This window comes from Mycoplasma sp. 888 (genome assembly GCF_035609225.1).
In the GTDB taxonomy this organism is placed as follows: Bacteria; Bacillota_I; Bacilli_A; order Mycoplasmatales; family Metamycoplasmataceae; genus Mycoplasmopsis.
Window position 1 is genome coordinate 276,352 of the sequence record NZ_CP141192.1, and the last position, 12,776, is coordinate 289,127.

Annotated in this window: 12 protein-coding genes and 1 tRNA gene; 7 read left to right on the forward strand and 6 right to left on the reverse strand. The window is 26.9% G+C overall.

Annotated elements, in window-relative coordinates; translation table 4 throughout:
• Nucleotides 1-9: 9 nt before the first annotated feature.
• Together U5U50_RS01320 and U5U50_RS01325 are read right to left on the reverse strand one after the other, a co-directional pair.
• On the reverse strand, nucleotides 10-1,815 hold the full coding sequence (locus tag U5U50_RS01320) for an ABC transporter ATP-binding protein (RefSeq protein ID WP_324673196.1): 1,806 nt from the start codon (nucleotides 1,813-1,815) through the stop codon (nucleotides 10-12).
• 107 nt (nucleotides 1,816-1,922) lie between these two features.
• A tRNA-Arg gene (locus tag U5U50_RS01325) sits at nucleotides 1,923-1,999 on the reverse strand.
• 132 nt (nucleotides 2,000-2,131) lie between these two features.
• Between U5U50_RS01325 and U5U50_RS01330 the strand changes: the two genes are divergently transcribed.
• Nucleotides 2,132-2,989 (forward strand): MAGa3780 family membrane protein, encoded by an 858-nt coding sequence (locus tag U5U50_RS01330; RefSeq protein ID WP_324673199.1) that lies wholly within the window; start codon nucleotides 2,132-2,134, stop codon nucleotides 2,987-2,989.
• Nucleotides 2,990-3,247: 258 nt separating this feature from the next.
• Here U5U50_RS01330 and U5U50_RS01335 read toward each other — a convergent pair whose 3' ends face one another.
• Both U5U50_RS01335 and U5U50_RS01340 read right to left on the reverse strand, forming a co-directional pair.
• Nucleotides 3,248-3,445, reverse strand: coding sequence for a hypothetical protein (locus tag U5U50_RS01335; protein WP_324673201.1), 198 nt, complete (start codon nucleotides 3,443-3,445; stop codon nucleotides 3,248-3,250).
• Between the two features lie 78 nt (nucleotides 3,446-3,523).
• On the reverse strand, nucleotides 3,524-3,664 hold the full coding sequence (locus tag U5U50_RS01340) for a hypothetical protein (RefSeq protein ID WP_324673204.1): 141 nt from the start codon (nucleotides 3,662-3,664) through the stop codon (nucleotides 3,524-3,526).
• Between the two features lie 227 nt (nucleotides 3,665-3,891).
• On the opposite strand from U5U50_RS01340, the gene U5U50_RS01345 reads away from it, so the two are divergent.
• Nucleotides 3,892-4,233 (forward strand): hypothetical protein, encoded by a 342-nt coding sequence (locus U5U50_RS01345; protein ID WP_324673206.1) that lies wholly within the window; start codon nucleotides 3,892-3,894, stop codon nucleotides 4,231-4,233.
• A gap of 623 nt (nucleotides 4,234-4,856) precedes the next feature.
• On the opposite strand, the gene U5U50_RS01350 is transcribed toward U5U50_RS01345, so the two are convergent.
• Both U5U50_RS01350 and U5U50_RS01355 read right to left on the reverse strand, forming a co-directional pair.
• The gene (locus U5U50_RS01350; RefSeq protein WP_324673208.1) at nucleotides 4,857-5,210 is read right to left on the reverse strand and encodes a hypothetical protein; all 354 of its coding nucleotides are present in this window, start codon (nucleotides 5,208-5,210) and stop codon (nucleotides 4,857-4,859) included.
• Nucleotides 5,211-5,635: 425 nt separating this feature from the next.
• A complete protein-coding gene (locus U5U50_RS01355) occupies nucleotides 5,636-6,823 on the reverse strand; it encodes a phosphopentomutase (RefSeq protein ID WP_324673211.1) in 1,188 nt (395 codons plus the stop codon).
• 167 nt (nucleotides 6,824-6,990) lie between these two features.
• Between U5U50_RS01355 and U5U50_RS01360 the strand changes: the two genes are divergently transcribed.
• The 5 genes from U5U50_RS01360 to U5U50_RS01380 all read left to right on the forward strand — a co-directional run bounded on the left by U5U50_RS01360 (nucleotide 6,991) and on the right by U5U50_RS01380 (nucleotide 12,544).
• Entirely contained in the window at nucleotides 6,991-8,202 is a 1,212-nt protein-coding gene (locus tag U5U50_RS01360; RefSeq protein ID WP_324673213.1) for a hypothetical protein, read from the forward strand.
• A 513-nt stretch (nucleotides 8,203-8,715) separates the two neighbouring features.
• Nucleotides 8,716-9,150 (forward strand): division/cell wall cluster transcriptional repressor MraZ, encoded by a 435-nt coding sequence (locus U5U50_RS01365; RefSeq protein WP_257089633.1) that lies wholly within the window; start codon nucleotides 8,716-8,718, stop codon nucleotides 9,148-9,150.
• The gene (gene rsmH / locus U5U50_RS01370; RefSeq protein ID WP_324673216.1) at nucleotides 9,137-10,045 is read left to right on the forward strand and encodes a 16S rRNA (cytosine(1402)-N(4))-methyltransferase RsmH; all 909 of its coding nucleotides are present in this window, start codon (nucleotides 9,137-9,139) and stop codon (nucleotides 10,043-10,045) included. Before U5U50_RS01365 ends, rsmH begins: the two co-directional genes overlap by 14 nt.
• A 10-nt stretch (nucleotides 10,046-10,055) precedes the next feature.
• Complete coding sequence (locus U5U50_RS01375) at nucleotides 10,056-11,273, forward strand: MAG3720 family protein (protein WP_324673218.1); 1,218 nt, start codon at nucleotides 10,056-10,058, stop codon at nucleotides 11,271-11,273.
• An 11-nt stretch (nucleotides 11,274-11,284) separates the two neighbouring features.
• On the forward strand, nucleotides 11,285-12,544 hold the full coding sequence (locus U5U50_RS01380) for a cell division protein FtsZ (RefSeq protein ID WP_324673220.1): 1,260 nt from the start codon (nucleotides 11,285-11,287) through the stop codon (nucleotides 12,542-12,544).
• The last annotated feature ends 232 nt before the right edge of the window (nucleotides 12,545-12,776 follow it).

Genomic DNA, 12,776 nt, shown 5'->3' on the forward strand with positions numbered 1-12,776 from the left:
TTCTCCTTTCTATTGATCTAATTGGTTAGTTGCTACATCTTTATATCATTGACAAGATTTCAGTAATTCCTCGTGAGTTCCTTGGTCAAGAATTTTTCCATCTTCAAGAACTAAAATATTATCAGCGTGTTTGATTGAGTTAATTTTCTGAGAAATAATAATTGTTGTACAAGAGTAATTTTCTTTAATATTTTTAATAAGTTGTTTTGTAGTTAAGTTATCAAGAGCAGAAGTTGAGTCATCTAAAATTAAAATTTTAGGGTCAATAATTAAACTTCTTGCAATTGAAATTCTTTGTTTTTGACCACCACTTAAGTTTTTACCTTTTTGTTCTACTTTGTGATTTTCTCTATCTTCAAATGTTTGAATAAAGTTTCTTGCACAAGATGCTACAAGAGCTTTTTGAAGTTCTTCATTAGTTGCATCAGGCTTAGCAAATAGAACATTTGACTTAATTGTTCCTGAATATAAAAGCGCATCTTGATAAACAATAGCTACGTTTTTGTGTAAATTATGTGTATCGATATCTCTTACTTCAATACCATTAATTAAGATGTTACCATTTTCTTGTGTGTATTTCATATTGTTAACAAGTAAGTTAACAATTGTACTTTTACCTGACCCCGTTGGTCCGATAATTCCTAAAGTTTTACCACCTGGAATTTTGAAGTTAATGTTTTTAATTGCATAATCTTCAGCTGTATCAAAGTATTTGAAGTTAACATTTCTAAATTCAACTGAATAATCAGATATATCATTAGTTTGTGAAATTATTTTTCCATTTTGAACAAATAAATCATCATATTTAGCATCTAAAACTTGAACTATTCTTCCTGAACTGATTTTTGCTCTGAACATAGAACCTAAGAATTGTGAGAATAAAATAATTCCACCAGCTATAACAAATTCATATTCAATGAACACATTAATTTTTGCAATAAATTCACCATCAATTTTTGGGTTTTGATCTAATTTAACTTTTCCTATTGCATAAATTAAGACAACAATAAAGTTAACAATTCCAAAAAATGCAGGTGTTCCAATTGCGAAAAATTTAAAAATATTTTTTTCAGTTTTTACTCATTGATTGTTGGCATGATTGAATTTTCTTTTTTGTTGTTCTTGTAAATTGTTTGCTTTTATAAATCTAGCACCATTTACAGTTTCATCAACTTCTTTAGTAATTGCATCGAGATTTTTTCTGTTTTGTTTAAGTTTAGGATTTACCTTAATGAAGATAAACACCATAACAAAAAGAAGTAAAGGTATAACAGCTAAAATTGAGTAAGTAAATTCTAAATCTGTTGCAAAAGCAAATACTAATCCAACAATGATAAATAATGGAGCTTTAACAAGAGATGTCGATGCACCAACTAAGAAATCTCAAAAGACAGCAACATCATCATTAATTCTTGTTATTAAACTTTCGGTTGTTAAATTAGAAATATCTTTAAGACTAAGTTTTTGATATTTAGCAAATAAAGCATTTCTATAAAAGTTTGAAGCTCTTTCACCAGCTCCAATGATTATCATAACTGAAGCTATAGCAGTTATTCCTGTAAGTGCAAGCAATACTAAGATTGAAATCAATAAGAATACAAACGCTTTAGTTCAGCTTGCAGATTCATACAATTGCAAGTTTTTAAAGATTGTAATTGTGTATATTTTTTGGTCACCTTTTGTAAGTAAAGGTAAGAATTGACTGAGCACGATTGGTAAAATCATTGTGCAAGCAACATTTAAAATAACAATAATGATACCAATAAGGAATCTCATTTTAATGTTAAATGGCAAAATTTTAAACATCTTATACATAACTTACTCCTTTCATTAATTTGTCTCATATATAATGAATACATTATATATATTTTTAATTTTTATATCCTCAATTATTTATAAAGGTCAAAAAGGTATAAAAAAAATGGCGATCACGAGAGGATTCGAACCTCCGACCACAAGCTTAGAAGGCTCGTGCTCTATCCAGCTGAGCTACGCGACCACGCTAAAACTATTTTACATTATTTTTGTTAATTCAAATAATAAAAATTTAATTTTATTTATCAAATTAAGATTATAAGAAAGACAAAATAAATCTATCTAGTTGTCTTTCTTATTTTTATATAATAAAACTATGAAAATAATTAAAACAACAAAAGAGAATTTTTCTTCTCTAACAACAAGACAAAAAATATCATTCTTTTTAGCAATTGGTATTGTATTTGTTGTCATATTAGCAACGCTAATAAACTGACATTTAACTTCAATAAGAATTTCACAAGAATTAACAACTTTATCAGATGAAACTAAATCTGAAATCCTAAATGGATCAAGTATTCACGGTTACAAAATGCTTCAATCATTTTGGAGAGTTAATTTAACATTTACGTGACTTAGTAATACATTTTTAGCAATATCTTCAGTTATATTTGCATTAAAAATGAAAAATTATAAAGCACAACAAACTTTCTTCTTGTCAATTATTTACATTTCAATTACATTCTTAATATATTGAACATTAATTTTTGCGCCTGAATTAAAAGAATTTAAACCACTTAACTTTTTCAACACATTCATAATTCACGCAGCATCACCAATTTTAGGATTTGTGATTTTAATCATAAATCGTAAAGAAATTCAAATTTCAAAGAAAACCGTTTATTTAAGTGTTATAACAATGTTAGGTTACTACTTCTTTGCTTTAATCACATTCTTCATGTCAACACCAATTTATGATCAATTTAAAGATGTTGAGCTTAAGAACGGAAATAGATTGACAAAAGAACTTGATATGACTATATATGGTTTCTTAAACTTCCGTGAACCTTTATTTTATAAAGGTGGAAATGTAGCGATTGTGTGTCTGTTAAACTTTGTTATTTTTGGAGTAGGATTTGTTTTAACTCCATCAATCGGTTATTTATGAGTGAAAGTATTGAGAATTAAATTTGCAACTAAAACAACTGACAAAGTAGATTGAATTAGACGTTAACAGTATCTAAAACATCACAAATTTATATGTGGTGTTTTTATTTTGATGCAAAAATTTGGGCTTTGTTAATTAAATCATCAATTATCATAGTGATAGCAGCATCATCTTTGAATTTATATACTGTTTTTTTGTCTATATCAGTAAATTCAAGCTTAGCAACATAGTCTACAACTGAAGCAAACGTTTTGTGAAATCTACATTCATTTTTAAATAAATATGAGTATAAATCATATAATTAAGCACTTACATACTCAGGGTCTAATTGTCAATGTTTTGTTCTTCAAGTCAATATACAAATGTATTAATAACTTTGTTAATATGATTAAAAACTGGATTGAGTTTATCTAATGCTTCTTGTGTTTGCCCTGGTGTTTTATCTTTATAAAATGATAATCTATGTATTACTCTTTGGATAAGTTCTGGGATAGCATTACCATCAAATGTTTTATTATTCAACACAAAGCTTTTGTATCTTAATTTTGTAAACTTCTCAAAGTTTAATCAATCAATACTTGTTAATTTGTTTTTAATAACTTATCCTTTATTACTGTTATCATTTGGATTGTCTGGTGTATTATTAGTATCTTTAATTGGTTGTGTATTATTGCAAGCAATTGTGTTAAGGGCAGTAACTACTCCCATTGGCGCAACTAAAGTTAATAAAAATTTTTTCATAATAAATCTCTTTTTTAACCTGTAAGGTTATGTCATAAGTATTTTTGTTATTTATAAAATCGTTAAAAATTCATATATAAAACATAGAAAAATTCGTAGCACCCTAATTCATTAGTGATAATCAGTTGATTTATAGAAAAAAATGAAACAAAAATAGAGAACATTTTATTGTTCTCAATTTTTGATATTAAGTTTATAAATTTTTATACTAATATTGTTTTTTAGCAATGGCTATAATTGAACCGATGAAAGAAAGAAGTATTAAGAGTGGCGGTAAACATACACCGATAATATATAAGATCATCGTAGCTTTATTGCATTGAGAGATTCTAACTGCACCCACAATGCATGTAATAAATAGAGCAAACCCTATTCCAAGAGCAGGCATAACACTTATGACGGAAGCAACTATGCTAAAGATTGCTATCGTGTCACTATCTGTAGTAACTTTGCTTAACATTATGGGAGCTAAAAAAGCCACTATAGAATATATTGAAGCAAACACCATTGTTAAAATTGATAAAACTAATATTGGAACTGATAAAAATTTCTTTTGCATATTGAAGTAATCCTTTTTATAAAGTTTGCTTAAATCAAAACTTTTAGATTTGGAAGGAGTAAAACTAATTTTTTATTATTGAACTACTTAAAACATTGAACTAAATCATATGCTTCTATCTTTAAATTATAATAAATATAGAATTTAATAATCATACACAAGTGAAAGAAATCACTGATTATTGTATGTTAGAAGTAACTTTTCGAAACATTACATTATTCAATTTATAATGAAGTTATTATTTTTTAATTACTGTTATTGTTAGATATCACTATCATTATAAAAATGAATCAATGAAATATTAACAAAGATAAATGGTAATTTACTGTAAGTAATAAAATGGAAAAATCTTGGTATTATGATGGATATTAGGATATTATTTTTTTAATAGTTTTATTCCTCCATTACTTATTCTAAAAAAAAAAAAAAAAACGCAAAGAAAAAGTTAAAAAATTTTAATTTAATAGCAAAAAATGTAAAAAATTTACATTTTTTGCTATTAAATTACACCAATTCGAATCAATTCCTTAGTTTTTAATTGTGGATTTTCTAACTTTGAAAAAAGTTACATTAAAAAAATAGAGAACTTTTGTATTATTCTCTATTTTTTTATTTGATTTTATAAATTCAATATTAGTATAATTTTTTGTGAATAGCCATACTTGCTGCAATTAAAGTAAAAATTGGGACGAAAAATCCAACGATATATAAAACCATAATTGTTTTATTTTCACTATGAATTCTAACAGTAGCAATGATTTGCATAATATATAAAGCTAAACCAATTCCACTTATTAAAAGTGAAATAAGAACCGTACCTATAGTGGCACCGACAAGTCCGGCATTAGCTACTTCATTAGCACCAGCACCACTTGCTGCAACTCCACCAAGTAGTGCTGCTGCAGATAATACGATTTGAATAAAGATTAAAATTTGAAATAAAATTGATAATACTAATATAGGTACTGATAAAAATTTCTTTTGCATATTTATTTTTAATCCTTTTGTGTATTTTTTAAATTTAAATATTAACATTTAGAAAGAATGAAATTATTTTGCTCAATTGATTACTTGTGAAACTTAGAAAAATATTTATATTCAATTAGTTGAGATTAACTTTAATAATTAATAATTGATAGATTAATTAATTAATGAAAATCAGTTTTTTTAAATCTAAACAAAATGAATAATTGAGTTGTGGAGAATGGAATGTTATATTCTTGCGTATTTTTTGGTCTTATGAACTAAATAATTTCACCCTTTCTAACTCTTATTCTAAAAAAAAAAAAAAAATGGAAAGAAAAACATAAAAAACTGCAATTTAGTGTGAAAAATTTACACATTTATTTGTAATTTAGATAAATTTTGAAATAAAAAAACATCAAGCATAAGCTTGATGAGTTGAATAAATACTATACCAATTTGTCGAAAATATCTTCACCTGTTTCAGTAACAATATCAACACCAAAGTTTCTAGCAACAATGTTTCCTGTTGTTCCTAATCCTTCAAGAACTGGTAACACTTTTGGTGATTTGAATGATTTAGAGTAAACTGTAAGCGGTAAGTATTCTCTTGTGTGGTTGAATCCAGGGTAAAGAGGGTCGTTTCCGTGGTCACTTGTCATGATTAATAAATCATCTTCTTTAAGAACTTTGATTAATTTTCCTAATTTAACGTCTAAGTCAGCAATGTTTTGTGCGTATCCACGAACATTTCTTCTGTGTCCAAAGTGTGAGTCAAATTGAACTAAGTTTGTGAAGATAAATTGATTTTCTCCATCTTGCATAGCTAATTCAATTGTAGCATCCATTCCTTTTTCATCTGAACCAGATGGAATGTGTCTTGAGATACCTTGTCCAACGAAAATGTCGTTAATTTTACCGATAGAAATAACTTCAACACCTGCTTTTTGTAATTCATTTAAAATCATTTCACGTGGTTGGTTTGCGTAGTCATGTCTGTTGAATGTTCTTGTGTAGTTACCCTCTTCTCCAATGTATGGACGAGCAATAATTCTACCTACATTTCATTCTGGACGTGATGAACAAATTTCACGTGCAGCTTTTGCGTATTTGTATAAGTTTTCTAAACCTGTTCATTCTTCATGAGCACAAATTTGAAGAACAGAGTCATTTGATGTATAAACAATGATTGCTCCACGTTCTTTTTCTTCATGTGCTAATTCATTAATAATATCTGTTCCTGATGCAGCTTTGTTTCCGACAATTGGACGTCCATCAAATGCTTTTGATAATTCGTCGATTAATTCTTGTGGGAATCCATTTTCTGCAAATGTAGGAAATGGAACTAATGTTTTAATTCCCATCATTTCTCAGTGCCCTGCTAATGTATCTTTAGCATTTGAAACTTCTTGGATTTTAGCAACATAACCGATTTGGTTTTTTTGTCTGTAGTCGCCATTTAAGTCTGTAATGTTTCCAATACCTAATTTTCTTCAAGTGTCAATTTTGAATTCATCAACCATTGATGCAGATCTAATTGAGTTTGCACCATCATCTCCAAAACGTTTTTGATCTTTATCTGGTCCAATTCCTAAACCATCTGTAACAATCATAAAAACACGTTTAAATTTAGCCATATTTAATCTCCTTATATAAATATCTGTAATAATAAAATATGCTTATATTTTATTCCTTTTTTAATTTTATCTATCTAATTTATTTTACTTAAATCATATTTTTAATATTAGTAATCAAAACTTTAATTTATTTAAATTAAATTTCAAATAATATACAATTTAAAATTATGTTAAAAAAGAGAAATAAATTATTTTTATCATTATTAGCAACTCCAGTTGTTGCTTTTCCTATTGTTGCATCAGTTTCTTGTGGTTCAGTAGATGACTTTGAATATCAAATTTCTAGATTTAATGAACTTACAAAATACCTTGAAAATAAAGTAAATAATGAAAATGAAACTCAGTTATTCTACTTATTAAAAGCTGCACAAAATGCAAATGATTCATATAAAGCTGTTAAAGAAAGATTAGCTAAAAAAAGAGATGAAGGCGAAACATTTGCTGCTATTGAATATGAAAAATGAACAGCTACTATTAAAGCCAAAATTAATCAAGTTAACGCACAAGCAGATCTTTTTAGAAAAGCACCAACTTTAGCAAGATCCGATGAATTTGCTGTTCTAGGATTTTATTTATATATTTACGGTATAAATCCAAGAAAATGAAACTATGTTACTGAAGTTGGTGATTTAATAAGTGAATATGTAAATACAAATATTGAAGGTTCAAAAGCAACAGAATTAACTAATAACATCGCAAATAACCTTTATGTTGTTTCTAAATTTTTAAATAATCAAGAGAACATTGATGCAGTTTTTGCTAATAATCCTGAAAACAAAGCTCAATTTGATCGAATTAATGAAGAAATTAAGCAAAAGGAATATTCACACAAAATTCTTAAAGACTTACAAAAGAAAGTTGAACAAGAAAAATTTAATGAATATAACAATATGTTATTAAGTCAAGCTAATTTATATTCAGCTTCATTAATTAGTAATGAAAAAGAAGCTAAATATGCGCCTATGATTGAAAAGATTAAATTCATTCTGAATTACAACTTAAATATTATTGCAGTTGTAAATTATTCAATTAATGATATTGTTAGAAAAATTTATTCTTCATTCTACAAGACATATGAATTCAATGAGTTGTTAGACGGTGAACATACAAATATAATCAAGGATAACATCATCAAAAAACCTTTAGATACATATAGAGAAATGAGCGTTCAATTATCTAAAGTTTCACTTAAAGAAATTGATTTAACTCCATACTATGATGGTAGAATCGATTTTCAAACTAATGAATATGTTCATCAAATAGATAATTACTTAGATAATAAAATCAATAAATTAGTTGCAAAAAGAAAAGAAGATGAACGTAAAAAACAACAAGCTGCTAACTCATCTTCAAATGAAATGATTGCTCCAACAAATTAATAATAATTCAAAGTCCTGCACAATTTTATTGCGCAGGTTTTTTATTAAAAATTTTTATAAAAAATACCAGCTTAAACTTTCTTTTTAAACTTTTTTTAAATAGTTATTTATGATTCATTTAAAGCAAGTTAAATTCACTGAGAAAAATCGAGCAAATTATCAGAATTTTTTTCAATTTTTTCATAAAAATCACAACTTATTATTAAGCTGAATATTTTTTTCTTAAAATTCCTTCCACTAATTGTTTAAATATTTGCAAATTTTGAGTAATTTTCATTAATTTTTTATCTCAATTAATTTAATTTATTAAATTAATAAAAAATGAAAAAAGTGTATTTTTTGCATAAAAACTATCAAAAATTCAAAAAAATCAGATTTTGAATAAGTCTGATTTTTTTGAATTTTTCACATTTATGAAAAATCTAAAAAATTTTGCTAAAAAAATAAATATTTTTTGAATGCTTGTGTAATTTGGTGTAGAATTATGGTGGATAGTGGGAGGAAGTGGTAAATATGTACGGCGAATACTCAAGAAACATAGATGATAAAAACCGTGTGGTCATTCCACCGGTCTTCAGAGATGAACTCGGTTCGAAAGTTTTTGTTACCATCGGTTTTGATGGTAATGCTGAAATTAGATCAATCGAAGAATACAAAGCTTACATCAGAATGATTGAAGAAAATAATCGTTTTGATAGAAATGCACGTATTCTTGCAAGATACATTTTAGGAAACACATACGAAATCGACCTTGATAATCAAAACCGTATCTCATTACCAAAAATTATCATTGACAAACTATCTATCAAAAAAGAAGTTATTTTCATTGGTGTAGGCTCAATTGCTGAACTATGATCAAAAGAAAAATACGATGAATTCAACAATCAATACTCTCTTGATGATATAGCAAATATTGCTCAAACTCTTTCAGGTCATGGAACAAAGTAAATTACATTATTCAGTTCTATTAAATGAAACAGTAGATTCACTGGATATAAAACCAGATGGAATTTATGTTGATTTAACTGTAGGAATGGGTGGTCACTCATCGGAGATATTAAAAAAACTTACAACAGGTCACTTATATGCTTTTGATAAAGATGATTATGCTTTAGAAGAATCAAAACGAAGACTTGAAAAAATAAGTAATAATTTTTCACTTATTAAAAGTGACTTTAAAGATTTTGTTTTAAAATTACACGAACAAAATGTCTTTAAAGTCGATGGGATTATTGCTGACTTAGGAATTTCATCGCCACAAATCGATCAAGCAGAACGTGGATTCTCATATAACAAGGACGCAAAACTTGATATGCGCATGAATCAAGCGCAAGAACTTGATGCTTATTATGTAGTTAACTACTACAATGAAGATAAATTGGCTGATATATTATGAAAATACGCTGATGTAAAACTTAATAAAAAAGTTGCGAAGGCCATTTGTAATAATCGTCCAATTAATACTACATTAGAGTTAGTTAATGTCATAAAAAGTGCATATCCAGCTGCATTGCTTAGAGAAAAAAATCCAGCTAAAGCAATTTTTCAAGCAATCAGAATTGAAGTTAACAATGAACTTGATTCATTAAAACAATTACTTGAAAATGCACTTGATATGTTAGATACAAAAGGAACTTTAAGCATTATTACATTCCATTCTATCGAAGATAAAATGGTAAAAAATGCATTTGCAGAAGTTACCAAATCTAAAATACCATCAAAAATGCCAATTCAAGAACAAAAAGAATTTATAACTAAATCAATCAAAGCTTCTAAACAAGAAATTGAAGAAAACAATAGATCAAGAAGTGCAAAACTAAGAATTATTAAAAAATTAAAATAAAGGAGTAATTATGAACAAGTACATAGCAAACTATCATATAACAGATACAAATGCAGAATTTGTACTTGTTAAATATCAAAATAATAATTACTTCAATGTTTTAAGTCGTACTTCAGAATATAACTCATTTGACATTATAACTTTTGATGCGTGATACCGGCAAGCTGCTGTAGCAACAAAAACAGTTGTAAATGATAGTGAGCTAGAGCTAAATGTAATTTTTGATGACAATTTATTTGCAAACTTATCATTTTCAAGATTTATCAACCAATTAGATAATAACAATAATCTAATTAACTCTTCAGAGGTTGAAAAATCACTTGAAAACTTAATGCAAAAACACATTAAATTCTCAAACTTAGAGAATTTCATCTCTTCACCAACAATTAACTGAACAACAGTTAAAGGTGATATTAGCAAAGAATATGCAAATGTACCTACAGATAGAGAGCACACAAAAATTAATCAAGTATTTTCATTATTTGACACAAGTTTAGATAGAACAAACTTAGAAATGTTAAAAGAAATGTTCACTAAACCTTATTCAAAAACAAACTTAAAAGTTACTTTCTATCTTAAATCACAATTAGTTGCAAGTAAAATTACAGATACAGCTGTTCAAAGTATTGCTGTAGACTTAAACAAAAATTATTTATCACTTTTTGTAGTTAAAAATGGAAAAATTTTCAACTACAAAAAATATGACAATATTTCATTAAATTACTTAGTTAATAAATTAGCAAATCATCTTAAGGTAAATAATCAACTAGTTGCCAATATGATTGATTACCACATAAGATTAGATGAATTTTCAAATGGTTTTGATGAAGATGCTGAAGTTTACAAATTTGTTGTAGCAAAATACAATGAATTTAAAAAACACTTATCAAACTTAGTTTTAGATTTTTACAATCTAAATAGAAAACATTTAGATTTGTCAAACTTAAAAAATTTAATTGTAAATTCAGAAAATGAATTTATCGCAAATGATTTAAAAGAATCATTTAACAACAATTTCAATCAGCTACGTGTTCAAAATTTATTAGCTGACAATGCTTTTACTTTATTTGCTTTAGAAAACAAATTAATTCAGCAAGCTATTTTACAAAGTAACAATATGCTTATTGAAAAAGATCAAAACCACACTATTATTAGTAGAATAGATTATTCAAGATCAAAAATAAATATCTTTGCAAAAATTTTTACAAACCTTTTTAACCACAAATAAGGAGTTAAAAAATGGATCAATTAACCCAAAATAGTCCATATAAAAAATGAGAGAACTTTAAAATCACCATCATTGGTGTTGGTGGCGCAGGAAATAATGCAGTAAATATGATGATTGATGAAAATTTGCCAAACATCAATTACATAGCTGCAAACACAGATTCTCAAGCATTAGAATATAGTAAATGTGAAAATAAATTAACTCTTGGAAAAAGTAACAATGGTTTTGGTGCTGGTTCAAATCCAGAACTTGGATTAGAACTTGCTAAAGAAAGTATTGAAGATATTAAAGAAAAATTAAGTGGTTCAAAAATTGTAATAGTAACTGCCGGATTTGGTGGTGGAACAGGTACTGGAGCAACACCATTAATTGCTCAAATTGCTAAGGAGCAAGGTGCATTAGTATTAGGTATCATTTCTACACCATTCACATATGAAGGTAAAGCAAGAAATAAAATAGCTACAAATGGTATTGAAAATCTTAAACAAAATACAGACGCATATTTAGTTTTATCAAACCAAAAAATTTCAGAATTGAACCCATCAGTTCCGTGCGCAGACTTATACAGATTAGCTAACGTAAGTTTAAAAAATATTGTAGTTGCAATTAATGACATTTTAAACAAAGTAGGATTTATTAACGTCGACTTTGCTGATTTTAAAAATGCATTGAAAAATTCAGGTAAATCAATCATTAATGTTACACAAGGTTCGGGGGAATCAAAAGTTTCAAAAGCACTTAACAAGCTTTTTGAACCAAACTATTATGATTATCCATTATTTTCACCTTCAAGATTATTAATTAACTTGCAATATGACCAGAATACGACATCAACTCAAATTCAAGAAGCAATTATGGGTGTTTACAAAAAACTAAACATCAATGAAGCTAATGAATCAGAAGCTATCAAAATAGGTCAAGAAATTATCAATACGCCACACAATGCAGGATTTTTCAAAATCACTGTAATTGGTTCAGGCGAATATGAGCAAGTTTACAAAAACGTCTATGTACAAGAAGAAAAAGTTGAAGTTATAGAACAAATCAATGAACTAGAAAACATCAAACAAGACACAATTATTGTTGAAGATATCCAAGGTATTATTGAACAAGAAATCAAGTCACAAACTCAAGATACAGAAATTCTTAAAGTTGAAGAAGATGCTGCAGATACATCAAAAGAAAATCCTTCTATAGAATTATTAAACTACTTTAATATTCCAAATGAAAACGAAGTAGATGATTCAAAAACAAAGGTATGATTTAATTAAAATAATCGATGTCTTTGAAGAATATTTTAATCACAAAATTATGCTAATTTTTCACAGTTCTAAAGAACTGTTTTTTTATGCAATTTTCGCAATTGCATAATTTAAAATTAACTAATTTTGCTGATATCAAAATGAAAAATTAATTTGTCGATTAACTAAAACCACTTTCTGCAATGCTTATTTAACTAGTTTAAAAATTTTATTTTTAAAAAAAACAATTTAAAATTATATA